The 26,966-nt window shown below is 69.8% G+C and carries 21 protein-coding genes; 12 read left to right on the top strand and 9 right to left on the bottom strand.

What is annotated here, in order from left to right; translation table 11 throughout:
- Positions 1-517: gluzincin family metallopeptidase (locus FKV24_RS09135; protein ID WP_211371833.1), on the bottom strand; the 517-nt coding region annotated here is incomplete at its 3' end.
- A gap of 121 nt (positions 518-638) precedes the next feature.
- Between FKV24_RS09135 and uvrD the strand changes: the two genes are divergently transcribed.
- Positions 639-2,831 (top strand): DNA helicase II, encoded by a 2,193-nt coding sequence (gene uvrD, locus FKV24_RS09130; protein WP_141482159.1) that lies wholly within the window; start codon positions 639-641, stop codon positions 2,829-2,831.
- Between the two features lie 189 nt (positions 2,832-3,020).
- Positions 3,021-3,413 carry an HU family DNA-binding protein gene (locus FKV24_RS09125; protein WP_111267790.1) on the top strand — a complete coding sequence of 131 codons (393 nt, stop codon included), beginning with the start codon at positions 3,021-3,023 and terminating at the stop codon, positions 3,411-3,413.
- Between the two features lie 150 nt (positions 3,414-3,563).
- Here the strand turns inward: FKV24_RS09125 and FKV24_RS09120 are convergent, their stop codons facing one another.
- The gene (locus FKV24_RS09120) at positions 3,564-3,854 is read right to left on the bottom strand and encodes a DUF2782 domain-containing protein (RefSeq protein WP_141482158.1); all 291 of its coding nucleotides are present in this window, start codon (positions 3,852-3,854) and stop codon (positions 3,564-3,566) included.
- 142 nt (positions 3,855-3,996) lie between these two features.
- Between FKV24_RS09120 and polA the strand changes: the two genes are divergently transcribed.
- Positions 3,997-6,816: a DNA polymerase I gene (gene polA / locus FKV24_RS09115; RefSeq protein ID WP_141482157.1), complete on the top strand. Its 2,820-nt coding sequence runs from the start codon at positions 3,997-3,999 to the stop codon at positions 6,814-6,816.
- A 689-nt stretch (positions 6,817-7,505) separates the two neighbouring features.
- Positions 7,506-9,473: a S8 family peptidase gene (locus FKV24_RS09110; RefSeq protein ID WP_211371832.1), complete on the top strand. Its 1,968-nt coding sequence runs from the start codon at positions 7,506-7,508 to the stop codon at positions 9,471-9,473.
- A 183-nt stretch (positions 9,474-9,656) separates the two neighbouring features.
- Here the strand turns inward: FKV24_RS09110 and FKV24_RS09105 are convergent, their stop codons facing one another.
- The 4 genes from FKV24_RS09105 to FKV24_RS09090 all read right to left on the bottom strand — a co-directional run bounded on the left by FKV24_RS09105 (position 9,657) and on the right by FKV24_RS09090 (position 12,920).
- A complete protein-coding gene (locus FKV24_RS09105; protein ID WP_111267787.1) occupies positions 9,657-10,274 on the bottom strand; it encodes an outer membrane beta-barrel protein in 618 nt (205 codons plus the stop codon).
- A 213-nt stretch (positions 10,275-10,487) separates the two neighbouring features.
- Positions 10,488-11,069: an OmpO family porin gene (locus FKV24_RS09100; RefSeq protein ID WP_141482155.1), complete on the bottom strand. Its 582-nt coding sequence runs from the start codon at positions 11,067-11,069 to the stop codon at positions 10,488-10,490.
- Between the two features lie 282 nt (positions 11,070-11,351).
- Complete coding sequence (locus FKV24_RS09095) at positions 11,352-11,831, bottom strand: tRNA (cytidine(34)-2'-O)-methyltransferase (RefSeq protein WP_141482154.1); 480 nt, start codon at positions 11,829-11,831, stop codon at positions 11,352-11,354.
- Between the two features lie 162 nt (positions 11,832-11,993).
- Positions 11,994-12,920 (bottom strand): LysR family transcriptional regulator, encoded by a 927-nt coding sequence (locus tag FKV24_RS09090; protein ID WP_141482153.1) that lies wholly within the window; start codon positions 12,918-12,920, stop codon positions 11,994-11,996.
- Between the two features lie 82 nt (positions 12,921-13,002).
- On the opposite strand from FKV24_RS09090, the gene gstA reads away from it, so the two are divergent.
- Positions 13,003-13,632 carry a glutathione transferase GstA gene (gene gstA / locus FKV24_RS09085; protein ID WP_141482152.1) on the top strand — a complete coding sequence of 210 codons (630 nt, stop codon included), beginning with the start codon at positions 13,003-13,005 and terminating at the stop codon, positions 13,630-13,632.
- An 8-nt stretch (positions 13,633-13,640) separates the two neighbouring features.
- Positions 13,641-13,970, top strand: coding sequence for a DMT family transporter (locus FKV24_RS09080; protein ID WP_111267782.1), 330 nt, complete (start codon positions 13,641-13,643; stop codon positions 13,968-13,970).
- 39 nt (positions 13,971-14,009) lie between these two features.
- On the opposite strand, the gene FKV24_RS09075 is transcribed toward FKV24_RS09080, so the two are convergent.
- Positions 14,010-14,711 (bottom strand): SDR family oxidoreductase, encoded by a 702-nt coding sequence (locus tag FKV24_RS09075; protein WP_141482151.1) that lies wholly within the window; start codon positions 14,709-14,711, stop codon positions 14,010-14,012.
- A 345-nt stretch (positions 14,712-15,056) separates the two neighbouring features.
- Between FKV24_RS09075 and FKV24_RS09070 the strand changes: the two genes are divergently transcribed.
- From FKV24_RS09070 to FKV24_RS09055, 4 genes are all read left to right on the top strand, one after another.
- Positions 15,057-17,834: a M16 family metallopeptidase gene (locus FKV24_RS09070; RefSeq protein ID WP_249040970.1), complete on the top strand. Its 2,778-nt coding sequence runs from the start codon at positions 15,057-15,059 to the stop codon at positions 17,832-17,834.
- Positions 17,835-18,010: 176 nt separating this feature from the next.
- Positions 18,011-18,328, top strand: a complete 318-nt coding sequence (locus tag FKV24_RS09065; RefSeq protein ID WP_111268215.1) for a DUF4156 domain-containing protein — start codon at positions 18,011-18,013, stop codon at positions 18,326-18,328.
- Positions 18,325-19,242 carry a zinc-ribbon domain containing protein gene (locus tag FKV24_RS09060; RefSeq protein WP_141482149.1) on the top strand — a complete coding sequence of 306 codons (918 nt, stop codon included), beginning with the start codon at positions 18,325-18,327 and terminating at the stop codon, positions 19,240-19,242. Before FKV24_RS09065 ends, FKV24_RS09060 begins: the two co-directional genes overlap by 4 nt.
- A gap of 161 nt (positions 19,243-19,403) precedes the next feature.
- A complete protein-coding gene (locus FKV24_RS09055; RefSeq protein WP_111267778.1) occupies positions 19,404-20,420 on the top strand; it encodes a 3-oxoacyl-ACP synthase III in 1,017 nt (338 codons plus the stop codon).
- A gap of 118 nt (positions 20,421-20,538) precedes the next feature.
- Here FKV24_RS09055 and FKV24_RS09050 read toward each other — a convergent pair whose 3' ends face one another.
- Positions 20,539-22,287 (bottom strand): alpha/beta fold hydrolase, encoded by a 1,749-nt coding sequence (locus tag FKV24_RS09050; protein WP_170288264.1) that lies wholly within the window; start codon positions 22,285-22,287, stop codon positions 20,539-20,541.
- A 399-nt stretch (positions 22,288-22,686) separates the two neighbouring features.
- Positions 22,687-23,655, bottom strand: coding sequence for a LysR family transcriptional regulator (locus tag FKV24_RS09045; RefSeq protein ID WP_141482147.1), 969 nt, complete (start codon positions 23,653-23,655; stop codon positions 22,687-22,689).
- Between the two features lie 141 nt (positions 23,656-23,796).
- Between FKV24_RS09045 and aceB the strand changes: the two genes are divergently transcribed.
- The gene (gene aceB, locus FKV24_RS09040; protein ID WP_141482146.1) at positions 23,797-25,452 is read left to right on the top strand and encodes a malate synthase A; all 1,656 of its coding nucleotides are present in this window, start codon (positions 23,797-23,799) and stop codon (positions 25,450-25,452) included.
- Positions 25,453-25,553: 101 nt separating this feature from the next.
- Complete coding sequence (gene aceA / locus FKV24_RS09035; RefSeq protein WP_141482145.1) at positions 25,554-26,894, top strand: isocitrate lyase; 1,341 nt, start codon at positions 25,554-25,556, stop codon at positions 26,892-26,894.
- The last annotated feature ends 72 nt before the right edge of the window (positions 26,895-26,966 follow it).

The following is a 26,966-nucleotide window of genomic DNA, read 5'->3' as shown; positions in this document are numbered from 1 at the left end:
CGCGCTCGAAACCGGCGTCGAGCGCGCGCCAGGCCGCCTCGGCCTCCATCATCCCGGCGCGGGCGCGCGCCACGTTCTGGTAGTAGCTGGCCAGGCCCTCGGCCAGCCAGCGTCCCTCGCGGCCGAGATAGGGGTGGTAGAGGTGGGCCAGCTCGTGGGCGGCGGTCCAGTCCGCGCGCAGCGCGTCGATGTCGGCATCGCGACGCACGAACAACAGCACCGCGACCCGGCCGTCGCGGCGCGAGGTCTGCCCCCATGGCACCGGGCTGCGGCCACCGCCACGATCGGTTTCGCTGATGCGGATGCGCGAGTGGGCCAACGGCCAGCGCCCGAAGGTCGCCTCGACCGCGTCGGCGACCCCGGCGATCCATCCATGCAGCGCGTCGGCGCGCGCCGGGTCCGTGTCGACGATCTCAACGCGCACCCGCGCCTCGCCGAAGCGCAGGGTCCGCGCCGAGGGCGCCGGTGTCGCCGCGGAAGCGCTGGCGACGGCCAGCAACAGGGCGGATGCGGCCATCAGGACAAGCGCGACGGCGGCCCGCGCTCGGGTCGGGGCCGGCGCGGCAGGGGCGATCCGGGCAGAAGCGGTCCGGGCGGGAGGCGCGGGAGTGCGCATGCGCGCAGCGTACAATGGCGCGATGGATGTTTCCCACCTGCTCGACGGGCTGAACCCGGCCCAGCGCGAGGCCGTCAGCGCGCCTCCCGGTCACTATCTCGTCCTCGCCGGCGCCGGCTCCGGCAAGACCCGCGTGCTGACCCATCGCATCGCCTGGCTCAATGAAGTGTTCGGGGTGCCGACCCACGGCATCCTCGCGGTGACCTTCACCAACAAGGCCGCCGGCGAGATGCGCGCGCGCGTCGACGACCAGCTCGAGCGCGGCGCGCGCGGCATGTGGATCGGCACCTTCCACGGCCTCGCCCACCGCCTGCTGCGCCTGCACTGGCAGGAAGCGAAGCTGCCGGAGGGCTTCCAGGTGCTGGATTCGGACGACCAGCAGCGCCTGGTCAAGCGCGTCGTGCAGGCGCTGGAGATCGACGATTCGCGTTTCCCGCCGCGGCAGATCGCGTGGTGGATCAACGCCCAGAAGGACGAGGGCCGGCGCCCGCAGCACCTGCAGGGCGGGCAGGACGAGTGGAACGACGTGATGCGCCGGGTCTACGCCGCCTACCAGGAGCGCTGCGACCGCGCCGGCCTGGTCGACTTCGCCGAGCTGCTGCTGCGCGCGCACGAGCTGCTGCGCGACAACCCGGCGCTGCTGGCGCACTACCGCCACCGTTTCCGCCAGATCCTGGTCGACGAGTTCCAGGACACCAATGCGATCCAGTACGCGTTCGTGCGGGTGCTGGCCGGCGACGAGGGCCAGGTGTTCGTGGTCGGCGACGACGACCAGTCGATCTACGGCTGGCGCGGGGCCAAGGTCGAGAACATGCAGCGCTTCCTCAAGGACTTCGGCGGCAGCGACGGCAGCGGCGCGCAGACCATCCGCCTGGAGCAGAACTACCGCTCCAGCGCCAACATCCTCGACGCCGCCAACGCGGTGATCGCGCACAACCCCGACCGTCTCGGCAAGAAACTGTGGACCGACACCGGCCAGGGCGAGCCGATCGACCTGTACGCGGCCTACAACGAGATCGACGAGGCGCGCTTCGTGGTCGAGCGGATCAAGCAGTGGGTGCGCGACGGCGGCAGCCATGGCGAGATCGCCGTGCTCTACCGCAGCAACGCGCAGTCGCGGGTGTTCGAGGAGTCGCTGCTGGCCGAGCAGGTGCCGTACCGGGTGTACGGGGGGCTGCGCTTCTTCGAGCGCGCCGAGATCAAGGATACCCTGGCCTACCTGCGCCTGGTCGCCAATCGCTCCGACGATGCCGCGTTCGAGCGTTCAGTCAACACGCCGGCACGCGGCATCGGCGAGCGCACCCTCGACGAGGTCCGCCGCCGCGCCCGCGCCGATCGCATCCCGCTGTGGGACGCGGCCCAGCGGATCAGCGTCGAGACCGGCCTGGCGGCGCGCGCGCGCAACGCGCTGGCGGGCTTCGTCCAGCTGGTCGATGGCCTCGATCGCGAGCTGGCCGAGATGCCGCTGCCGGAGAAGATCGACCACGTGCTGGCGCGCTCGGGTCTGCGTGAGCACTACGCCAACGAGTCGCGCGGGCAACTGGATTCGCGCACCGAGAACCTCGACGAGCTGGTCTCGGTGGCCTCGCGCTTCAGCCGCAACGACGACGAGGATGTCGAAGCGATGCCCGAGCTGGTCGCCTTCCTCAGCTATGCCTCGCTGGAGGCCGGCGAGGGCCAGGCCCAGGCCGGCGAGGACGGGGTGCAGCTGATGACCCTGCACAGCGCCAAGGGCCTGGAGTTTCCGCTGGTGTTCCTCGGCGGACTGGAGGAGGGTCTGTTCCCCAGCGGCAAGTCGACCGAGGAGCACGGCCGGCTGGAGGAGGAGCGCCGGCTGGCCTACGTGGGCATCACCCGTGCGCGCCAGAAGCTGGTGCTCAGCTATGCCGAGAGCCGCCGCATCCACGGTATGGACATGTACGGGATGCCGTCGCGGTTCCTGCGCGAGATCCCGCCGGCGCTGCTGCACGAGGTGCGGCCGAAGGTGCAGGTGTCGCGGCCGATGGCCACGGGCGGCGCGCGCCGCAACTCCGGCCATGCCGCGATCGAGTCGCCGTCGATCCCGCTGGGTTCAGCGGTCAGCCACCCCAAGTTCGGCTTCGGCACGGTCACCGACTACGAGGGCAGCGGCGCCCACGCCCGGGTCCAGGTCAACTTCGAGGGCGCCGGCAGCAAGTGGCTGGTGCTGGCCTACGCGAACCTGCAGCCGGCGTGATCGCGTGATCGGTGAGTGAAAACCCCCGGCCGCGAGCGGGGTTTTTCAGACTTTTTCGCGATTGGACCCTGTTTTCAGGCTTTTTTTGCCCCTGACCGCTTGGCGAAGCCGCGGGCATGCCCTACATTCCGAGTGCCGGCTCTGCAGGCACACATCAGAAATCCAACGACGACCCATCAGGGGACACGCATGGCCACCAAGAAAACCGCAAAGAAAGCTGCAAAGAAAGCTGCACCGAAGAAGGCCGCCGCCAAGCCGGCCGCGCCGAAGCCGATCAAGGAGGTCCTGAGCAAGTCGGCCCTGGTCGCGCACATCGCCGAGGCCACCGGCGTTGCCGCCAAGGACGTCCGCGCCGTGTTCGCGTCGCTGGAGAATGCCGTGCACGGTTCGATCAGCAAGAAGGGCGCCGGCGCGTTCACCCTGCCGGGCCTGCTGAAGATCACCTCGGTCAAGGTGCCGGCCAAGCCCCGGCGCAAGGGCATCAACCCGTTCACCAAGGAAGAGCAGTGGTTCGCCGCCAAGCCGGCTTCGGTCAAGGTGAAGGTGCGTCCGCTGAAGAAGCTCAAGGACGCCGCGCTGTAAGGTGTCCCGCGATGCCGCCGGCGATGCCGGCGGCCGCATGAAAAATGCCGGCGCATCGCGTCGGCATTTTTTTTGGGCGCGCGCCTCATCGGCACGCTCCCCGACGGCGCCTCGCGGCGGGGCGCCGCGACGGCTTTCAGCCGATGCGCTTCAATCCCACTCGAACAACTTCCACAGCACCGGCGAGACCGGTGCGCCGTCGTCCGGCCGGCCGTCGCCGTCGCGGTCCTGCAGGTAGTAGACCGGGCCGCGCGCCGGGGTCACCTTGACCACCTGCAGTCGGCCGTTGACGCGGTATTCCTCGATGACGTCGCCGTTGGGTTGTTCGCTGCGGATCACCTGCGGGTCGACCAGGCCGGCGGTCGGGTCGTCGGCGGCGGGGCCGAAGCTGGCGCAGGCGGTCATCGACAGGGCGAGAAGCAGGGGCAGGGCGGGGCGCATGGCGGGCTCCAGGTGCATTGCTGGGTTTCGGGCGGGACGGTCGCGCACGGTTCGCGGCTGCGTCCAGCATACGCCGCCCGCCGCGCAGGCGAAGTGACGCGCTCGTCCGTCGCCGCCACGGGCGCAGCGTAGAATCGACGCCATGAACGATACCGCCCGCCGCCTGGTCCTGATCGACGGATCGAGCTACCTCTACCGAGCCTTCCACGCCCTGCCGCCGCTGAGCAACGACGACGGCGAGCCGACCGGCGCCCTGTTCGGCGTGGTCAACATGCTGCGCGCGACGCTGAAGGAGAAACCCGACTACGTTGCGTTCGTCGTCGACGCGCCCGGCAAGACCTTCCGCGACGAGCTGTACCCCGAGTACAAGGCCAACCGGCCGCCGATGCCGGACGAGCTGCGCGCCCAGGTGCAGCCGATGTGCGAGATCGTCGAGGCGCTGGGCATGCCGATCCTGCGGGTGCCGGGGGTGGAGGCCGACGACGTGATCGGCACCCTCGCGGTGCAGGCCGCCGGCGACGGCATCGACGTGACCATCTCCACCAGCGACAAGGACTTCGCCCAGCTGGTGCGTCCGCACGGCGACGGCGGCGGCATCGCCCTGGTCAACACCATGAGCGGCAGCCGGATGGACTCCGAGCAGGCGGTGATCGACAAGTTCGGGGTCCGCCCCGGTCAGATCGTCGACTACCTCGCGCTGATGGGCGATACGGTCGACAACGTGCCCGGCGTGCACAAGTGCGGCCCCAAGACCGCGGCCAAATGGCTGGCCGAGTACGACAGCCTCGATGGCGTGATCGCGCATGCCGGCGCGATCAAGGGCAAGATCGGCGACAACCTGCGCGAGGCGCTCGACCGCCTGCCGCTGAACCGCACCCTGGTCACGATCAGGACCGACGTCGAGCTGGAGCAGGGTCCGGCCGCGCTGGCGTTGCGCGAGGCCCACAACGACGCCCTGCGCGCGCTGTACACCCGCTACGGTTTCAAGCAGGCGCTGAAGGAGATCGGCGGGACCGATCCGGAGCAGGACGGTGCGCAGCAGGCGCGCGCCGAGCAGGCCGGCATGCGCAATACCGCGGCCGGCTACGCCAGGACGACCGCCGCCGACGACGCCGAGCTCGATCCCGCCCTCGCCGCCGCCGGCAGCTACGACTGCGTGACCACGCAGGCGCAGCTGGACGACTGGATCGGGCGGCTGCGGGCCGCCGAGGAGTTCGCGTTCGACTGCGAGACCGACTCGCTCGACCCGATGCGCGCCAACCTGGTCGGCCTGAGTTTCTCCACCGAGCCCGGCGCGGCCTGCTACATCCCGCTGGCGCACGACTACCCCGGCGCGCCGGCGCAGCTGGACCGCGACGCGGTGCTCGATGCGCTGCGGCCGCTGCTGTCCGATCCGCAGCGGCGCAAGCTCGGCCAGCACGGCAAGTACGACCTGCACGTGCTGCGTCGCCACGGCGTGGAGGTGCGTGGCTACGCCGACGACACCATGCTGGAGAGCTTCGTCTACAACGCCACCGCGAGCCGCCACGACATGGACTCGCTGGCCAAGCGTTATCTGGGCTACGACACCGTCAAGTACGCCGACGTCGCCGGCAAGGGCGCCAAGGCGATTCCGTTCTCGCAGGTCGCGCTCGACGACGCCACCGGCTATGCGGCCGAGGATGCCGACGTCACCCTGCGCCTGCACCGCGTGCTGGCGCCGAAGCTGGCCGCGGTGGACAGCCTGGAGCGGGTCTACCGCGACATCGAGATGCCGCTGGTGAAGGTGCTGGAGCGGATCGAGGCCAACGGGGTGATGGTCGACGGCGACGAGTTGCGCCGGCAGTCGGCCAAGCTGGGCCGGCGCATGCTCGCCGCGCAGCAGAAGGCGACCGAACTGGCCGGGCGCAGCTTCAACCTCGACTCGCCCAAGCAGTTGGGCGCGCTGCTGTTCGACGAGCTCAAGCTGCCGGCGCTGGTGAAGACGCCCAAGGGCCAGCCCAGCACCAACGAGGAGGCGCTGGAGGCGATCGCCGACCAGCACGAGCTGCCGCGGGTGATCCTGGAGTACCGCGGCCTGGCCAAGCTGCGCAGCACCTATACCGACAAGCTGCCGGAGATGGTCAATCCCGACACCGGCCGCGTGCACACCAGCTACCACCAGGCCGGTGCCGCCACCGGACGGCTGGCGTCCAGCGACCCGAACCTGCAGAACATTCCGATCCGCACCGAGGACGGCCGCCGCATCCGCACCGCCTTCGTGGCCCCGCCGGGGCGCAAGATCGTCGCCTGCGACTACTCGCAGATCGAGCTGCGGATCATGGCCCACCTGTCCGGTGACGAGGGCCTGGTCAACGCCTTCGCCTCCGGCGCCGACATCCACCGCGCGACCGCCGCGGAGGTGTTCGGCAAGACCATCGACGCCGTCGACGGTAATGAGCGGCGCGCGGCCAAGGCGATCAACTTCGGGCTGATGTACGGCATGAGCGCGTTCGGCCTGGCCAAGCAGCTGGGCGTGTCGCGCGGCGAGGCGCAGGATTACATCGCGCTGTACTTCAGCCGCTACCCGGGCGTGCGCGACTTCATGGAGCGCACCCGCGAGCAGGCGCGCGAGCAGGGCTATGTCGAGACCGTGTTCGGCCGCCGCCTGTACCTGGAGCAGATCCACGCGCGCAACCAGGGCCTGCGGGCCGGTGCCGAGCGCGCGGCGATCAATGCGCCGATGCAGGGCACCGCCGCCGACATCATCAAGCGGGCGATGATCGACGTCGACGCCTGGCTGTCCGGGCAGGCCGGCGGCAAGGGCGCGGCGCCGGCGCTGATGGTCCTGCAGGTCCACGACGAACTGGTGTTCGAGGTCGAGGCCAACTTTGTTGAAACGTTGGTTGCGGAGGTTTCCGGCCGCATGTCGGCGGCGGCCGAATTGCGGGTACCGCTGGTCGTGGATTGCGGAATTGGCGACAACTGGGAAGAAGCCCATTGATGTGCCGAATTTGCCCGCACGTTCAGCGGATTTATTTCGGTGAATCGCCCCTGAATCCAACAAATTATTAACCCCGATCTTCACGAACCATCAATGCGGAAAGTGGTCATATAGTTCGCGACAGGTGCAACGCCTGTCGCTGATCTCTCCCCTCCCCTGGAGTGATCCCCCGGAACGGTGCACCCCTCCCCAGGTCCCGTTCCACCCAGCCCCGCCGGCCCCCCCTGCCCGCGGGGCTTTTTATTGCCCGCTTTCTGGCCTGTGCCATCCGACCGGCTTTCCGGTCTGTCCGTTGTGGGCGCCCTCGTGTCCGGGGCCCCATGGGCCCGCTCGCGCCTTGCGGGGGCCGTCCGACTCTCATGGCGCCCGCACGGGGGGCGGCTCGCCGTTCCGGCGCGGTCTGCGGGGTCGCGCCAGGGTGGACGACGCCCGGCTGCGAACGGCGTGTGAAGGCGCCGGCGCGGGAGGCTGGCGCAGCGGGGCACCGGGGGACGCGCTGGGGCAGGGCCCGGCCGCGGACGATGACCAGTGCGCTCACAGGGGTGACGTAGGCTGGCGGCGCGGATCGCTGGAGGTGAGGCAAGGGAATCGCTTCACGCAGGATCGCCTTTGCTGTCCATTGCGCGATCCGTGCTCGACGGGGCCGTTCGGCCCGCATCGTCATTCAACCCATGGACAAGGAACGTACTATGCGACTTCATATCACTCCGCTCGCCGTCGCTGTCGGCGCCTCGCTGATCTGCGCCGCTTTGCCTGCGTTCGCCGGCGAGTTCCGCACCACCGACAACCCGATCCGCGGCCAGTACATCGTGGTGCTCAAACCGCAGGCGGCGAGCCTGGCGGGAGAATCCAACCGCGCCGAGCCGGTCGCGGTGGCGGCGAAGGCGATCGCCTCGCAGCATCGCGCCAGTCTGGTGCGCAGCTACGACCGCGTGCTGCGCGGTTTCGTGGTCAAGGCCAACGACAACGCGCTCGCCGCGCTGCTGGCCGATCCGCGGGTGGCCTATGTCGAAGAGGACGGCATCGCCACGCTCGACACCATCCAGACCGGCGCGACCTGGGGCATCGATCGCATCGACCGGCGACTGCTGCCGCTGGACACGCTCTACACCTACGACACCACCGGGGCCGGCGTTCATGCCTACGTGATCGACTCCGGTCTCAACGTCAGCCACACCGAGTTCACCGGCCGGGTCGGGCTGGGCGCGGATTTCATCGGCGGCGGCGTCAACGACTGCAACGGGCACGGAACGCACGTTGCCGGCACCCTCGGCGGCACCACCTACGGCGTTGCCAAGCAGGTCACCCTGCACCCGGTGCGGGTGTTCCCCTGCTCAGGCGGTTCGCCCTGGTCGACGATCATCGCCGGCGTCAACTGGGTCGCCGCCAACCACATCAGCCCGGCGGTGGTGAACATGAGCCTGGGCGGCGGCGGCAACAGCTCGGTCGACGCCGCGGTGGCCAACCTGCACAACATCAACGGCATCACCGTGGTCGTCGCGGCCGGCAACAGCAACGCCAATGCCTGCGGCTTCTCGCCGGCGCGCGAGCCGGTGGCGATCACGGTCGGCTCGGTCGACAACACCGACACCCGCTCCTGGTTCTCGAACTACGGCAGCTGCCTGGACCTGTTCGCCCCCGGCAGCGCGATCACCTCGGCCTGGATCGGCAGCAACACCGCCACCAACACCATCAACGGCACCTCGATGGCGGCGCCGCACGTGGCCGGCGCGGCCGCGCGTTACCTGCAGACCTATCCGGCGGCGTCGCCGACAGCGGTCTGGAACGCGGTCTACTACGCCGCCAACATCTTCGGCGTGACCCCGTCATGGCCCGGCGTGGGCAACCTCGGCGCCGGTTCGCCGAACGTGATGCTGCACTACGGCTCGCTCAACGACGGCTACAACGACGGCGATCCCCATATCAGGACCGTCAACGGCCTGTACTACGACTTCCAGACCGGCGGCGAGTTCGTCGCGCTGCGCGGGCAGGGGATGGAGATCCAGACCCGGCAGCGGCCGGTCGACAGCCTGCCCTGGGTCAGCGTCAACACCGCCGTCGCCACCCGGGTCGGCAACCACCGGGTGACCTGGCAGCCCGGCACCGGGGTGGTGCCCGATCCGGCCGGCCTGCAACTGCGGGTGGACGGCGTGGTCACCACGATTCCGGCCGGTGGCATCGATCTGGGTCCCGGCGCCAAGGTGACGGCGCTGGGCGGCAACGGCATCAGCATCCACTTCCCGGACGGGACCCGGATGACCGCCACCGCAAACTGGTGGGGCAACCAGAACCAGTGGTACATGAATGTCCGCGCCTACGACACCATGGCGACGGACGGCATCATGGGCGTGCTTGAGCAGGGCGAGTGGCTGGAGCCGGATTTCTCGGACAAATGGCGCGTGGACAGGAAAACCAGCCTGTTCGACTACGCCCAGGACGTCGATCCGGGCAAGTTCGTCAGCGAGCCGTTCCCGCGCGAGAAGATCCCGCCGATGAATCCGGGCAACGTGGAGCTGGCCAAGCAGGTCTGCGCCCGGATCAAGGACGAGAAGTTGCACAAGGACTGCCTGTTCGACGTCGGCACCACCGGCGACCCGGTCTTCGTCGAGGGCGCGGCCAACGAAGCGGCGCTGAAGCAGGAGATTGACGCCCGCTGAGGCCGGCGATGCGGGTCGGCGTCCGTCCGTCGCGGCGGACGCCGACCCGGGTATCGTTGTCCCTCGGGCGAGGAGGCGGCGGCCGTCGCGATGGCCGCCGCCTTGCGCCCGTCGGCGGCCCGGCCCGGCGTGCGGGCACGAAAAAGCCCGGCCGGAGCCGGGCTTGTCGCCGAGCGCGGTGGCTCAGAAGCTGGCGCGGACGCCGATCTTGAAGTGGCTGACGTCCTCGAGCAGCTCGACCTCGCCGACCAGGCCCCAGGTCGGGTTGAAGCGGTACTGGCCGCCGAAGGTGCCGACGAAGTCGCCGTCGAAATCGCCGCCGTCGACGTAGCCGGCCTTGATCCAGCCCTCGATCTGCTCGGTACCGGCGCGCACGCCGATCGCCGCGCGGCCGCCGTTGAAGTCGTCGCTGGCCGAGCCGTAGCCGCGCAGGTCGGCGTCGACCTCGAGGCGCTGGTAGGCCAACTCGGCGATGAAGTCCAGGCGCTCGCCCAGCGCGGTGTGGTAGCCGATGCCCAGTTCGGCCTGGGTGAGGTCGATGTCGACCCGGTAGCGGTCGTAGGCGTCGCTGAAACGGTAGTCGTCGCTGACCCTGGAGTAGCTGCCGAACAGGTTGAACGAGGGGCTGACCGCGATCGAGCCGCGCAGGTAGCCGCCGTTGCCGGCCGGGTCGTCGAGGTCGCGCTCGTCGATGTTGGCGCGGGCGTAGCCGCCCTCGGCATAGGTGTAGCTGAGGTCCTCTGCGGACACGGCGAACGGCGCCGCCGCGAGCATCGCGGCCAGCACAATGGTGCTCTTCATGAAATCCCTGATCCCTTGGTAAGACTGTTGTGAAATGTCCTTGCCGCTGCGCGGCGCCGCGGACGATAGCCGAGCGTGACCGGCGCGGCAATCGTTTTGTGATCAGGGTCAGTGTCGCGCGGGCAAAAAAAAGCCCGGCCACGAGGGCCGGGCTACATCGCGATGTTTCGGGGGAGAGAGAGATTCAGCGCGATGGGGTGGGTCGGAACGCGATCAGAAGCTGACGCGCGGGCCGACGAACCACTGGGTGTCACCGTCGACGAACTTGACGTCGCCGTTGATGCCCCAGGTCTGGTTGAACTTCACCAGCGCGCCGAGGCGGCCGTAGAACTCGCCGTCGATGTTCTGACCGGCGATCTTGTCGTAGTCCTCGTAGCCGGCCAGGGCGTAGCCCTCGAAGTTCGGGGTGAACGCGCCGCGGACGCCGGCCTCGACGCTCCAGCCGTCGGCGTCGAAGCCGCTGCCGAGGTCGATCTTCTCGTAGGCGATGCGGGTCAGCAGGTCGACGTTCGGGTTGATCTCGTGGTTGTAGCCCACGCCCAGGCGCCACTGGTCGAAGTCGACGTTGGTGCCGTCGAGCTCCTGGTTGGTGTAGTTGCCGAAGATGTGGAAGTTCGGCGCGATCGCGCCGGAACCGCCGATCGCCCAGCCGTCGGCGTCGCCGCCGTCGGTGTTGGTGGCGGCGTAGCCGGCCTCGACGTAGTTGTAGGACACGCCCTCGGCCGCGGAGGCGGCGAACGGCAGCGCGGCGATCAGGGACAGGGCGGCAAGCTTGGAAAGAGCGGAACGCTTCATAAGGACTTAGCCTCTTATTTGTCTTGGTATCGGGCCGGCGCGCGGTTTTCTTGACGGCCGTCGCATCCGGTGACGGCCAGTATCCGTAGCGATCCCCAATTGCGGCTTAATAGTGAACGGGTAGGTTCAGGAACTATTGCGCCGGGCCGTGGTCGTTGCGGGGCGGTCGCCGGGCGTGGCTCCGCGGGCCGGAGATGGGGCTTCCGGGCGACGGCCCGGCCGCGCGTCACGGTGGCGATGCGCTCCCGCGCTGTTGCGGGCCGGGTCGGCGGTGGGCGAGGCTCAGCTGCCGCCGTCGAAGCCGTGCTGGCGCCAGGCCTCGAAGACCACCACGGCGACGCTGTTGGACAGGTTGAGGCTGCGGTTGCCCGGACGCATCGGCAGCCGCAGGCGCTGCGCCTCGGGCAGGGCGTCGAGCACCGCGTCGGGCAGGCCGCGGGTCTCCGGACCGAACAGGAAGGCATCGCCGGCACGGTACTGCGGACGGTCGAAGCGGGTGCGGCCGCGGGTGCTCAGGGCGAACAGGCGCGGGGCGGCGCCGTTGGCCGTGGCGATCGCCGCCAGCGCCGCGTCCAGACCCTCGTGGACTCGCACGGTCGCGTACTCGTGGTAGTCCAGGCCGGCGCGACGCAGCTGGCGGTCGTCCATGTCGAAGCCCAGCGGCGCGATCAGGTGCAGGCGCGCGCCGGTGTTGGCGCACAGCCGGATCGCGTTGCCGGTATTGGGCGGGATCTCGGGCTGGTAGAGGATCACATCGAACATCGGCGCATTATGGGAGGTCTGAACAATTCCATCCTGGATCTGTTCAGACGCCACACGGTCGAGCCCAGTGCGACCGTGCTTCCGCGGACCACGCACTTGAGCGCCCGGTCCGCGCATGCGCCGTTCTTGGCGCACGCAACCCCTGAACCGCTCAGAGGTTCCTCATGCGGGCGCCGGGCGCTGGCCCGAGAACAGTGCTTGCTGTTCGCGCAGGCGCTCGAACAGGAACTCGCTGAGCGCGCGGATCCGCCGCACCGGACGCAGGTCGGGGTGGGTCAGCAGCCACAGCGGCACCGCCGCGTCCTCCAGCAGCGCGCCGGCGCGCCGCAGCCCCGGTTCGCAGTCGCCGAGGTAGCACGGCAGCGCGGTCACGCCGATCCCGGCGCGCGCCGCGTGCATCAGCGCCAGCAGCGAGTCGGCGCGGTGGACGATGCGCGCGGGGGCGACATGGGCGGCGATCCAGCGCGCGCTGCCGACATGCGACAGCGAGTCGTCGGGGGCGATCCAGTCCATCCCGGCCAGCGGCCGTTCGCCGGCGCGGGCGAGGTAGTCCGCGCTGGCGTATGGCGCGATCGCGACCGTCGCCACCGGGCGCGCGATCAGGTGCTCGGGCACGGTCGCGACCGGACGGATCGCCAGGTCGGCGTCGCGGCGGCTGAGGTCGAACAGGGCGTTGCCGGCGGCGACCTCGACCACGATGCCCGGCTCGCGCTCGCGGAACTGCGCGAACAGCGGCGCGACGATGTGCAGCAGGGTGTCGGTGGTGGTGACCCGGACCGGCCCGGACAAGCGCAGGTCCTCGCCGAGCAGGCGCCGGTCGAGGCTGTCGAGTTCCTCGCCGATGCGGCCGGCGGCGGCGATCGCGATCTCGCCGGCGGCGGTCGCGGTGTAGCCGCGGCGGGCGCGGTCGAACAGGCGCGCGCCGATCCGCTGCTCCAGTGCGCCCAGGCGCCGGAACGCCGAGGAATGGTCGACGCCCAGCTGACGCGCTGCGCCGCCGAGGCTGCCGGTGGCGGCGATCGCCAACAGCAGGCGTAGATCGTCGAGGCCGACGCTGCCGGCAGCCGCATTTGTTTGCGATTTGCGCAAACTAAAAGTTCCTTTTTGCCGTATTGGTTTGCGAACAATACAGCATCACCCTGTCGTCTCCCCCCCCCACGAGGAGTTGACCATGAAGCTCTACTACGCCCCCTACAGTTGCTCACTTTCGCCGCTGATCGTCGCCAATGAAGCCGGTATCGCGTTGGAGCTGGAGCGGGTCGATATCCGCCAGGCGCCCCACCGCGTCGGCGAGGGCGAGGCGTTCGCCGCGATCAATCCCAAGGACTATGTGCCGGCGCTGCGCCTGGACGACGGCCGCCTGCTGACCGAGGGGCTGGCGATCGTCCTGTACCTGGCCGACCGCGCGCCTGCCAGCGGGTTGGCGCCGGCCTCCGACAGCGCGCAACGCTACCGCCTGCTGGAGTGGCTGGCCTTCATCGCCAGCGAGCTGCACAAGAGCTACAGCCCATGGCTGTTTCACCCGGAACTGGGCGAGACCGCGCAACAGGCGGTGCGGGCGAAGCTGGCCGCGCGCCTGGCCCTGGTCGAGCAGGCGCTGGCGGACGGCCCCTACCTGCTGGGCGAGCGCTTCGGCGTCGCCGATGCCTATGCCTTCACCGTGATCGGCTGGTCGAAGCTCACCGGCGTCGATCTGTCCGGCTTCCCGCGGCTGCGCGACTACCTGGAGCGGATCGCCGCGCGCCCGTCGGTGCGCGAGGCGATGCGGGCGCATGGCATGGCGGTCGCGGCGGCGGCCTGAGCGCGGCGATGAGCACCGCCACCGCCTGGTCGATGCTGCTGGTCGCCGGTGTGCTCGACGTGCTGTGGGCGCTGTCGATGAAGTACGCCGACGGCTACACCCGGCTCGGTTGGAGCGCGTTGTCGCTGGTGTTGCTGGCCGCCTTCGTGTGGCTGCTGGGCCGCAGCCTCAGCGTGCTGCCGGTCGGTACCGCCTATGCGGTGTGGACCGGCATCGGCGCGGTCGGCACGGTGGTCGCCGGCGCGCTGCTGTTCGGCGAGTCGCTGGGCGCGCTGCGGCTGGCCGGCGTCGCCCTGGTGCTGGCCGGCATCGTCCTGCTCAAGCTGGCGCCGGCCTGAGCGGGCGCCTGCCCGGGCAGGGCCGGCCTGGGGCCGCGCTCACCACGGCACCGGCTCGCCGCGATGGTCGAGGAAGCGGCCGCTGTCGGCGATGCCGGCGCCGTCGATCACCTGCAGCATTCCGGTGACCGCCTCGGCCGGGGTCAACTCGGCATGGGCGCCGCCCATGTCGGTCTGGACCCATCCCGGGTTGAGCGCGAGCACGATGACGCCACGCTCGGCCAGCGCCTTGGCCAGCAGGGCGCTGGCCATGTTCTGGGCCGCCTTGGAGATCGCGTAGCTGGGCGTGCGGAACGCCTCCAGCTCGGCGATCGACCCCCACGACGAGGACAGGTTGACCACCCGCGCGCCGCGCGCCAGCACCGGCGCCAGCGCCTGGGTCAGCAGGAACGGGCCGCTGGCGTTGGTGCGGAAGCTGTCGTCGAGGTTGAGCGCCTGCACGCTGCCGAAGCGCTCGCCCGAATGCAGCACGCCGGCATTGTTGATCAGCAGGTCGAGGCCGTCGAACACCAATGGCAGCTCGCGCGCCAACTCGGCGATCGAGCGGGCGTCGGCGGTGTCCAGCGGCAGCATGTGCATCCGCCCCGGATACTCGCCGACCAGGTCGTTCAGGGCCGAGGCGCGGCCGGGATGACGGCAGGCGCCCAGCACGTGGTCGCCGCGTTCGAGCAATTGCTGGGCGAATTCGAGTCCGAGGCCACGGTTCGCGCCGGTGACCAGACAGCGGCGGGGGCGGGACATGGCACACCTCGCTGGACGATGGGTGGCGTTGCGCGCGCGGGTCGCGCCCGGGGCGCTGTGTCCATGAAACCACAATCGCCTGTTCGCAGCATGTGGCGAGACTTGTGGCCTAGTGCCCGCAATCGGACGGCGGGCTAGGATGGCGGTTCACGCCAGTCGGTCTGACAGGGAGATCGGCGAGCCATCAATGGAAGATTCAAGGAGTATCCGATGTCCGTAGACCGAGCCCCGCGTCGCGCGGGAATCTCCCGTCCGAGCCGCGCCGGTGCGCGCCGGCTGTTCAACCGCGGCCTGCTCGCCGCCGCCCTGGCGACCGCGATCGGCGGCGTGGCCTGGACCGCGCCGATGCCGGTCATGGCCGAACAGCAGGCCGTGCGCGCCGGCGTCGACATTCCCTACGAGGCGTTCACCCTGCCCAACGGCCTGCGGGTGATCGTGCATACCGACCGCAAGGCGCCGATCGTCGCGGTCAACATCTGGTACCACGTCGGCAGCAAGGACGAGCCGGCCGGACGCAGCGGCTTCGCGCACCTGTTCGAGCACCTGATGTTCAACGGCTCGGAAAACCATCGCGGCGAATACTTCGAACCGTTCGAACTGGTCGGCGCGACCGACATGAACGGCACCACCAATTCAGACCGCACCAACTACTTCCAGAACGTGCCGACCACCGCGCTGGACATGGCGCTGTGGATGGAGTCCGACCGCATGGGCCACCTGCTCGGCGCGATCGACCAGAAGGTGCTCGACGAGCAGCGCGGCGTGGTCCAGAACGAGAAGCGCCAGGGCGAGAACCAGCCCTATGGCCAGGTCTGGGAACAGATGGGGCGCTCGCTGTATCCGAAGGGGCATCCGTACCACCACAGCACGATCGGCTCGATGAACGACCTCAACGCCGCATCGCTGGAGGACGTGAAGACCTGGTTCCGGACCTGGTACGGCCCCAACAACGCGGTGCTGGTGCTGGCCGGCGACATCGACGTCGCCACCGCCAAGGAGAAGGTCGCCCGCTACTTCGGCGACATCCCGGCCGGTCCGACCATGGCGCAGCCGGCGGTCGACGTGGCGCAGCGCGAGGCCGACACCCGCGAGGTGATGCATGACAAGGTGCCGCAGCCGCGCATCTACCGGTTGTGGAACGTGGCCGAGGTCGGCACCCGCGACATCGATCAGTTGCAGGTGCTGTCGCAGGTGCTCGGCGGCAGCGCGTCCTCGCGCCTGGACAAGCGCCTGGTGCATGGCGAGAAGCTGGCCGACAGCGTCGGCACCGGCGCCTATGCCTCGCAGCTGGGCTCCAACTTCATGGTGATGGTCAACGTCAAGGAAGGCGTCGACGTGGCGCGGGTCGAGAAGATCGTCGACGAAGAGCTGGAGAAGCTGCTCGCCGAAGGCCCGACCGAGGCCGAGCTGGCCCAGGCCAAGACCGTCTACCGCGCCGGCTTCATCCGCGGCATCGAACGCATCGGCGGCTTCGGCGGCAAGGCCGACGCGCTGGCCGAGTGCGCCGTGTTCACCGGCGACCCGGGCTGCTTCCGCGAATCGCTGGCCAACATCGCCGCGACCAGCGCCGCCGACGTCAAGGCGGTCGGCCGCAAGTGGCTGGGCGAGGGCTCGCACACCCTGGTCGTCGAGCCGGGCGAGCGCACCGCGCTGGCCGAGGAGCCGGCGGTGACGCCGCAGCCGTTCCAGCGGCCGGCGGTCGACCCCAGGTTCCGTACCACCGCCAGCGACGTCGACCGCAGCGCCGGCGTGCCGATGCCCGAACAGTTTCCGACCCTGAAGTTCCCGGACCTGCAGCGGGCGCGACTGGACAACGGCACCGAGGTGATCCTGGCCGAGCGCCACGACATCCCGGTGGTGCAGCTCAGCTACGAGTTCGACGGCGGCTACCACACGGACCCGGCCGGCAAGCTCGGCGTGGCCAGCTTCGCGATGAGCATGCTCGACGAGGGCGCCGGCGAATACGGCGCGCTGGCGTTCCGCGATCGCGCCGAGGCGCTGGGCGCGAACCTCGGCGCCGGTGCCGCGCTCGACGGCGGCAATGCCTACCTGTCGGCGCTGAAGGAGAACCTGGACCCGTCGCTGGACCTGTTCGCCGACATGCTGCGCAGCCCGCGCTTCGAGCCGGCCGAGATCGAGCGGGTCAAGGCCAGCTGGATCGCCGGCATCAAGCAGGAGAAGGCGCGCCCGAACTCGGCCGCGCTGCGGGTGCTGCCGCCGCTGCTGTACGGCGAGGGCCATCCCTATGCGATGCCGTTCAGCGGCTCCGGCACCGAGGCTTCGGTGGCCGCGCTCGGCCGCGACGATCTGGCCGCCTATCACCGCGCCTGGATCCGTCCCGAGGGGGCGACCCTGATCGTGGTCGGCGACACCACCCTGGCCGAGATCGTGCCGGCGCTGAACAAGCACCTGGGCGACTGGAAGGGCGTGGTCGAGACCCGGGAGGAGACCGTGGTGCCCGAAGTCGCGCGTCCGCAGCAGGCGCGGGTCTACCTGATCGACCAGCCCGGCTCGGTGCAGGCGAACATCTTCGCCGGCGAACTGATGCCGCCGACCGGCAGCGAGGGCGAGACCCTGCTGCAGATGGCCAACGAGGTGATCGGCGGGTCCTTCGTCGCGCGTCTGAACATGAACCTGCGCGAGGACAAGCACTGGTCCTACGGTGCCCGCACGGTGCTGACCAATGCCAAGGGCCAGCGCCCGTGGCTGGCGGTGGCGCCGGTGCAGATCGACAAGGCCGCCGAGTCGCTGGCCGAGATCCAGCGCGAGGTCGGCGAGTACGTCAGCGGCAAGGCGCCGCCGACCCAGGCCGAGATCGACCGGATCAAGGCCAACGAGAGCCGCAGCCTGCCCGGCGCCTACGAGACCGCCGGCGCGGTGATGGGCACCATCGGCGGGATCGTCCGCTACCAGCGTCCGGACGACTACATCGTCCGCCGCAACGCCGAGATCCAGGCGATGACCCCGGCCGAGGTCGCCGTCGCGGCCAAGGCGATCGACCCGTCGCAGCTGGTCTGGGTGGTGGTCGGCGACCTGTCGCAGATGGAGGCGCCGATCCGCGCGCTGAACCTGGGCGAGGTGCAGGTGCTCGACGCCGACGGCAAGCCGGTGGGCGGCCAGTAAGGCCGGCATCGGACACGCCCGCCGTTCAGCGGCGGGGAGGGGGCGGCCGGCTATCAATGGGCCGTCCCCGCGGACGGGGCGCTGCGGCGTCCCGTTCCGCTTTGTCTCCGGCGACCGCTTCGGATAGGGTCGCCGGCAATACGACCGACGAGACCCTCACGATGCGCACGAACACGATCCGCCTGCCGTTGCTTGCCGCTTCGATCGCCTTGCTGGCCGCCGGCTGCACCTGGGTCCACATGGCGCCCGGCGCCAGCGCGGTGCGGGTGGTGCCCGCCGGCACCGCGCCGGCCGGCTGCCAGAAACTGGGCGAGATCAGCGTATCGGTGAAGGACAGCGTCGCCTTCTACGACCGCAATCCGCTGCGCGTGCGCGAGGAACTGGAAACCCTGGCCCGCAACGAAGGCCCGGGCCTGGGCGCGAACACCATCCAGCCCCTGGACGAGCCCCGCGACGGCGAACAGCGCTTCGCCGGCTACCGTTGCGGCGGGTGAGCGAGCGCAAGAGCAACAAGCAGCGGCGCGCCGAGATCCGCGACAAGCGGCTCAAGCGCGCGGAAGCGGCCCGGCGGGCGCTGGCGCAGCCGGACCCGCGCTGGCGGGACGAGGCGGGTCCGCCGCCGGTGGTGGGGGGCGTTGCCACCGACCGTGAACTGCTGGCGCGCTACAACAACACCTACGATCTGCTGCCGGCGTTCTATTTCGACCGCCCCTTCACTTGCCGCGATTGCGGTGAGGCGCAGGTGTGGACGGCCAAGCAGCAGAAGTGGTGGTACGAGGAGGTGCGCGCCCCCATCGACAGCGAGGCGGTGCGTTGCCGCCGGTGCCGGCGCGCGCGTCGCGAGGGCGATCCGGCCGGCAATGCGCTGCGTGAGCGGTGCAGGCAGTTGCGGGCGCTGGGCGCGCGGGCACCGGATGCGGCGGCCCGGCGCGCGATCGACGAGGCGTTGGAGAGCAAGTGGTGGGGCGTGCGCGTGGTGGCCCTCGAGACCCTGGGGCTTTGGGCAGACGCGACCAGTGTCGAGCGGCTGAAGGCCATGGTGTCTCCGGCCCAGGCGCCGCCGCGCGGTAGCTGGCTGTTCCAGGCGCGGTCTGCGGCGGCGAAGGCGCTGGCGCTGAAGTTGCCGGAGGCGGAGTCTGACTGGGCGCTGGAGACGGGACTGAGCGGCCATCGCGAGGGCGGTCATCTGCTGGAAGCGTTGGTCAACCGGCCGCGGGCGTTCTGGGAGCGGGCGCTGGAGACCGAATGGCGCCGTGCCGATCCGGAACGCCTGATCCGGCTGGTCTGGGCGGTCCGCTGGAACGCCGCCGACGAGGCCCTGTACCGGTCGTGGCGGGGGAAGCTGCGCGGGCACGCCGACCGCCGGGTCGGCCTGGCGGTCCGATACGCCTGGGGTGAGGAAACCTAGCGGCGGCCCGGGCCCGCAGTGGCGCGGATCCGTGGGTCGCGCGCGCGGCTACCGGGCCGCCCCGGGCCGCCACCAAAGCTCACCATTCGGTGGCGGATGGCGGGAGCGGCGGCAACAGGGTATGCTGGCGCGCTGTTTCATATCTTCCGGTAGCTGCCGCCATGCTGTTCCAACATGTCGCGATCGCGGGTCTGGCCCATATCGACGCACCGCGTCGCCTCAGTTCGGACGAGATCAACGCCCGCCTGAAACCGACCCTCGACCGTCTGGGTATCCGCACCGACGTGCTCAAGGACATCGCCGGCATCAATGCGCGCCGGCTCTGGGACGGTGAGATGCAGGCCTCCGACGCCGCCACCCTGGCGGGCGTGAAGGCGCTGGCCGACGCCGGCATCGAGCCCGATCGCGTCGGTCTGCTGGTCAACACCTCGGTCAGCCGCGACTATCTGGAGCCGTCGACCGCCAGCATCGTCGCCGGCAATCTCAAGCTGTCGGAGAACTGCCAGAACTTCGACGTCGCCAATGCCTGCCTGGCCTTCATCAACGGCATGGACATCGCCAGCCGGATGATCGAGCGCGGCGAGATCGACTATGCCCTGGTCGTCGACGGCGAGACCGCCGGCCTGGCCTACGAGAAGACCCTCGACCGGCTGTCCTCGCCGGACGCGACCGAAGAGCAGTTCCGCAACGAGCTGGCGACCCTGACCCTGGGCTGCGGCGCCGCGGCGATGGTGCTCGCGCGGGCCGAGCTGGCCCCGGGCGCGCCGCGCTACCGCGGTGGCGTGACCCGTGCCGCGACCCAGTGGAACGGCCTGTGCCGCGGCAATCTCGACCGCATGGTCACCGATACCCGCCTGCTGCTGAGCGAGGGCCTGAAGCTGGCCCAGAACACCTGGGTCGCCGCGCGCAGCGCGCTGGGCTGGGTTGCCGACGAGCTCGACGAATTCGTCATCCACCAGGTCAGCCAGGTCCACACCAAGGCCTTCGTGAAGGCCTTCGGCATCGACCCGAAGAAGGTGCTGACGATCTTCGGCGAGCACGGCAACATCGGGCCGGCCTCGGTGCCGATCGTGCTGAGCAAGCTGCGCGAGATGGGCCGCCTGAAGAAGGGCGACCGGGTCGCGCTGCTGGGCATCGGTTCGGGCCTGAACTGCTCGATGGCCGAGGTGGTCTGGTAGGCCGCCTCGGCGCGTTCCGCTCCGCATCCATGACCGCGCCCCGGCCCGCAAGGTCCGGGGCGTTTTCGTTGTGCCGGCGCGGCGCCCCGGCGATAGCCGGAGCGCCGCCTGTGGGGCCTTACCTTTCGGCGGAGCGTCCCAGGCGCGACTTCAGCCAGCGATTGACCTCGCGCTGCTCGGGGCTGATCAGCCTCAGCTTGATCTTGCCGTTGGCCTTGACCGCGCCGGCGACCGGGTAGACCTGGTCCTCGTTCGGCAGCGGGCTGCCGGGGCAGGTGGTGAACCGGTCCGCGGGCAGCTGGCCGCGCAACAGCCAGTTCTCCACCGCGCCGTCGACGCACTCGTCCCCATAGGGGTACAGGCCGTGACTGCCCTCGTTGTCGACGCTGACCAGATAGTGGTCCTTGATGGTCTGCGCCGAACGCAGTCCGGCCTCGTACGGGGTCGCCGCATCCAGCTCCGACTGGATCAGCAATGTGGCCGGGTAGTTCTTCTTCACCTGCGGCATCGAGGTCGTTTCGGGCCAGGTGGCGCACTCCGGCGCGCTGGTGACCGGGCCGATCCACGGGAACTTGCGCTGGATGTTGCCGACCCACGAGGTCCAGTAGCCCTGGCTGGAGTTCCACGGCCCGTCCTGGCAACGGATCGCGCTGAAGGCGCCATTGACGGTGATCGGCGTTCCGGCCTGGGCGGCGGCCATCTTGTCGGCCTTGTCGAGCATCGCCTCGACCCAGTCGTCGACGATCAGCAGATCCGCCTCCTGCATCGCCGGGTGCTCGTGCATCAGCGCCTTGAACAGCGCGATCTGGTCCCTCAACTGCTGCGGGTCGCGGGTGTTGGCGAAACTCTCCGCCTGGTTGATGAAGGTGGCGATCGACGTGGCGGCGGCCGGGTAGTTCGAGGTCGAGTACATCGCATCGATGATCCCGCCCATGATCGCCTGGCCGGCCGCCGACCGGGTGCCGCCGGCGGCTTCCCAGCGCTGGCGGATCAGCAGCGGATCGGTGCCCAGGCCGTAGGTGGCGTCGTTGCGCGCGATGTAGGGCAGCAGCGCATCCTGGAACTGGCGATCGCGGCTCTTGGGCTGGATGTCCCAGGTCGCCTCCAGCGACTTGCGGCTGAGATCGGTGTTGGAGTCGAGCACGAACCGGTGCGCGTGGTCGCTGAACACGCGCTGGTACCAGCTGCCCAGCCAGGTGCCGTAGGAATAGCCGATATAGCTGGTCTTCTCCTTGCCCATCAGATAGCGGATGAAGTCCATGTCGTACGCGGTCTGTTCGCTGTTGATGTACGGCGTCAGCGGGTTGTCCAGGCAGCCTTCGACCAGGTTGGTGTTGTCGGTCCAGGGGTCTTCGCTGGGAACGTACTGGCAGCGCAGCGGCGTGCTGCTGCCGACGCCGCGCGGATCGAAGCCGACCATGTAGTGGGCCGCATCGACCTCGGGTGCGATCAGCCGCATCGCCACGCCGTAGGCACGCCCGCTGCCGCCCGGTCCGCCGGGGTTGGCGGTCAGCATGTGCTGCGCGCCGACGTTGGCGTCGGCGGCGCGGGAGATGCTCAGGGTGATGGTGTTGCCGTCGCCGGGGTTGTGCCAGTCGCGCGGCACGGTGATCGTCGCGCACTGCTGCTCTATGTCGGTAAAGATCGAGATGAGCAGCTCGTCCAGCGACCGCTGTCCGCACGTCGCGGCGCCGCCCCATTGCACCTGCTGATTGGCCAGTGGGCCCGCCAGCGCGGCGATGTCGGGCGAGCCCTTGTTGCCGGACGGCTTGGATGCGGGCGGCGCCGCCAGTGCGCTCGAGCCGACGATCGCCGCGCCCCCCAGGATCGACATCGCGATCAACATGGACAGCTTGCTACGGTTCATTGCTGTACTCCCTTGAGGTGATGAGTGATTCGCTTCGTATCTGGCGACTGCGCGAACCCGATCACTGCGAGCACATGACAACGCGGCATTGCCGTCGGCAACGAAAGCGGATGTCATCCCTGTGTGGCCCGAAGCGAGGCCGGCCCTTCAAGCTCGGGCCGGGCCTCGGCAAGAAGGCCGAGTTGACTGCACGGTATCGCCACTGCCGTATAACGAGCCGCGCGTGCGCGCACCCTACCCGTACTTTCGGCACAATCCGCAGGCGAATGGCGTGGATTCTCGGGCCGATGAGGGCGTCCGCGCTGGCTGGGCGAGCAAGGCCCGAGGGGCGCGACGAGTCGCCGATCGAGTCGACGGCTGCCCGCGCGATGAAGCGCGTCGTGCAAGCGCGGCGCGTGTTCAGCGCTCCGACGGCCCGGTGTCGTAGTAGTCGCCGCGCACGAACAGGTCGGGCTTGATCAGTTCGCTGAATGCCCGCGCCTGCGGGCTGAGGTACTTGCCCTTGCGCACCACCACCCCGTAGCTGCGGTCGGGGAAGTAGCCGGCCAGCGAGCGCGCGGCGAGGCGCTCGCGGTCGCTCTCGGTCAGGCAGATCGCGGTGACGATGCTGATGCCCAGGCCCATCGCCACGTACTGCTTGATGATCTCCCAGCCGCCGACCTCCAGGGCCACGGTGTAGGGCACCCGCGCGCGCTGGAACACCAGGTCGACCATCCGGTAGGTGGTCAGTCGCTGCGGCGGCAGGATCAGTCCGTACGGCGACAGGTCCTCCAGGGTCAGCTCGGGCTTGCTGGCCAGCGGGTGGTCGGGCGGGGTGATCAGCATCGGCTCGAAGCGGTAGACCGGCGCGTAGTCGAGGTCGGCGGGCACGTCCAGCATCGAGCCCACCGCCATGTCGACCGCATCCGAGCGCAGCAGGTCCAGGCCGCCGGCGCCGGTGACGTTGTGCAGGGCCAGGCGCACGTCGGGGTGCTCCCGTTTGAAGCGCTCCACGATCGTCGGCAGCAGGTAGAGGATGGTCGAGGTGCCGGCGGCGACGTTCAGCTCGCCGCCGTCCATCCCGCGCATGCGCTCGCGGAACGCGCCGTCGATGCCGTCCAGGCCTTCGACCAGCGGCCGCGCCAGTTCGTACAGCGCCTCGCCCTCGCGGGTCATCACCAGCCGCCGGCCGCTGCGTTCGAGCAGCTTGACGCCCATGTCGCGCTCCAGCGCCTGCAGCTGCAGGGTCACCGCCGGCTGGCTCACGTACAGCGCCTCGGCCGCGCGTGAGACCGATCCAAGGCGGGCGGTCTGGCAGAACGCCCGGAGCGGCTTGAGCCTATCGCCCTTGTAGGCGAAGCGCGGTGAGGGGCTTGTGGGGCGGGCCATGAAGCTAATTATAAGTTTTATTTATGTTGTGCATTGCAAAAACTTGATTGTCAAATACCAGACGCCGACGCATGGTGCTGGACAAGGCGATTCGCCCCCGCGACCGCCTTTCCGGTCCACCGATCCAGCAGGAGACGCACGATGTCGGCAGTGATGGCAGAACGGCAGCACCCCAAGGCCACCCCCGGGGCGGCGGCGGGCATCGAGATCACCGCCCAGGCGGCGGAGCAGGACGCCCTGCTGACCCCGGCCGCGCTCGAGCTGCTGGCCGGTCTGCACCGCCGTTACGAGGCCACCCGCCAGGCCCTGCTGGGCGCGCGCCGCGAGCGCCAGGCCTTCTTCGACGCCGGCGGCCTGCCCGACTTCCGCGAGGACACCGCGGCGATCCGCGCCGGCGACTGGCGGGTCGCGCCGCTGCCGGCGGCGCTGCTCGACCGCCGGGTCGAGATCACCGGCCCGGTCGATCCGAAGATGGTCATCAACGCGCTCAACTCCGGCGCCAACTGCTACATGGCCGACTTCGAGGACAGCACCTCGCCGACCTGGGGCAACCTGATGACCGGCCAGCGCGCGCTGCGCGAGGCGGTCGCCGGCAGCCTGACCTTCACCTCGCCCGGCAGCGATGCCCGTCCCGGCAAGCTGTACACGCTCAAGCCGTTCCGCGAGCAGGCGGTGCTGATGGTGCGCCCGCGCGGCTGGCACCTGGACGAGAAGCACGTGCGCGTCGACGGCAGTGCGATGTCCGGCAGCCTGTTCGATGCCGCGCTGTTCTGTTTCCACAATGCGGAAGTGCTCGCCGCGAAGGATCGTGGACCCTATCTGTACCTGCCCAAGCTCCAGAGCATGGAAGAAGCCGCGCTGTGGAACGACGCGCTGGGCCACGTCGAGCAGGCGCTGGGCCTGGCCGAGGGCCGGATCAAGGTCACCGTGCTGATCGAGACCCTGCCGGCGGCGTTCGAGATGGACGAGATCCTGCACGCGCTGCGCGGCCGCATCGCCGGCCTCAACTGCGGGCGCTGGGACTACATGTTCTCCTACATCAAGACCTTCCGCGCCCACCGCGACCGGGTGCTGCCCGAGCGCGGCCAGGTGACGATGACCCAGCCGTTCCTGCGCGCCTACTCCGAGCTGTTGATCCAGACCTGTCACCGCCGCGGCGCCCATGCGATGGGCGGCATGGCCGCGCAGATCCCGGTCGGCGGCAGCGACGAGGCCAGCATCGAGGCCAACCAGGCCGCGTTGGCCAAGGTCCGCGCCGACAAGCTGCGCGAGGTCACCGCCGGCCATGACGGCACCTGGGTCGCGCACCCGGCGCTGATCCCCATCGCGCGCGCGGTGTTCGACGAGCGCATGCCCGGCAAGCACCAGCAGCACGTGCTGCGCGAGGAGGTCACGGTCGGCCGCGACGACCTGATCAAGCCGTCGCTGGGCACGATCACCCGCGAGGGCTTCGAGGGCAACGTCGAGGTCTGCGTGCGCTATCTCGCCGCCTGGCTGGACGGCAACGGCTGCGTGCCGATCCACAACCTGATGGAGGACGCGGCGACCGCCGAGATCGCCCGCGCCCAGCTGTGGTCGTGGCTGCACAGCCACGAGCTGCACCTGGACGACGGTACCCCGGTCGACTTCGCCCTGCTCGAGCGCGCCTTCATCGGCCTGCCCAAGCGGATCGGCGATCGTACCCGGATTCCCGGCGGCAGCCGCATCAACGAGGCGATCGGCGTGCTCGACCGCCTGACCCATGCTGATGCGTTCGAGGAGTTCCTGACCCTGCCGGCCTACGCGCGGCTGGACTGACCCGCGCCGCTCCTACGCACCCTGTCGCAGGACGCGACGACGCAAACATCAACCCGCACCCCACACGCCCGCAGCGCGGGCATCGCAAAGAGGTCACCGCCATGAGCCATACCCACGCCACCGCCGACCAACTGCGCCAGGAATGGGCCAGCAGCCCGCGCTGGGCCGGAATCACCCGTCCGTACTGCGCCGACGACGTGGTGCGCCTGCGCGGCACCGTGCCGGTCGAGTACAGCCTGGCCCGGCATGGCGCGGACAAGCTGTGGAGCTATCTGCAGAACGAGGACTTCGTCAACGCCCTCGGCGCGCTGACCGGCAACCAGGCGATGCAGCAGGTCAAGGCCGGACTGAAGGCGATCTACCTGTCCGGCTGGCAGGTGGCCGCCGACGCCAATCTCGGCGGGCAGATGTATCCGGACCAGTCGCTGTACCCGGCCGACTCGGTGCCGGCGGTGGTCAAGCGGATCAACAACACCCTGTTGCGCGCCGACCAGATCCAGTGCGCGGAGCGCAACGGCGACGCCAGCGGCGGCGATGTCGATTTCGTGCAGCCGATCGTGGCCGACGCCGAGGCCGGCTTCGGTGGCGTGCTCAACGCCTACGAGCTGATGAAGGGGATGATCGAGGCCGGCGCCGCCGGCGTGCATTTCGAGGACCAGCTGGCCGCGGTGAAGAAGTGCGGGCACATGGGCGGCAAGGTGCTGGTGCCGACCCGCGAGGCGGTCGACAAGCTGGTCGCCGCGCGCCTGGCCGCCGACGTGATGGGCGTGCCGACCCTGTTGATCGCGCGTACCGATGCCGAGGCCGCCGACCTGCTGACCAGCGACATCGACGACAACGACAAGCCGTTCTGCACCGGCGAGCGCACCGTCGAGGGCTTCTACAAGACCCGCAACGGGCTCGACCAGGCGATCAGCCGCGGCCTGGCCTACGCGCCCTATGCCGACCTGATCTGGTGCGAGACCGGCAAGCCGGACCTGGAGTTCGCGCGCAAGTTCGCCGAGGCCATCCACGCCAAGTACCCGGGCAAGCTGCTGGCCTACAACTGCTCGCCGAGCTTCAACTGGAAGAAGAACCTCGACGACGCCACCATCGCGAAGTTCCAGAAGGAGATCGCGTCCTACGGTTACAAGTTCCAGTTCATCACCCTGGCCGGCTTCCATGCGCTGAACTACGGCATGTTCAACCTCGCCCACGGCTACGCGCGCCGGCAGATGAGCGCCTTCGTCGAGCTGCAGGAGGCCGAGTTCGCGGCCGCCGAGAAGGGCTTCACCGCGGTCAAGCACCAGCGCGAGGTCGGCACCGGCTACTTCGACGCGATCACCCAGACCATCCAGGGCGGGCAGTCCTCGACGGTGGCGCTGAAGGGGTCGACCGAGGAGGAGCAGTTCCACGACGGCAAGGACGCGGACGCGTCCGGAAACCAGGCGATCGCCGCCTGATCCGCGTCGCCGGAGCCGCGGGGGAGCGGTTCCGGCGACGGCGGTATGGGCGCGCGGCGGGCCGACCCGGGG

This window comes from Marilutibacter maris (assembly GCF_006546735.2).
GTDB lineage: Bacteria > Pseudomonadota > Gammaproteobacteria > Xanthomonadales > Xanthomonadaceae > Marilutibacter > Marilutibacter maris.
The sequence above is the reverse complement of the archived record's forward strand: the minus strand, read 5'-3'. Positions and strand labels throughout refer to the sequence as shown.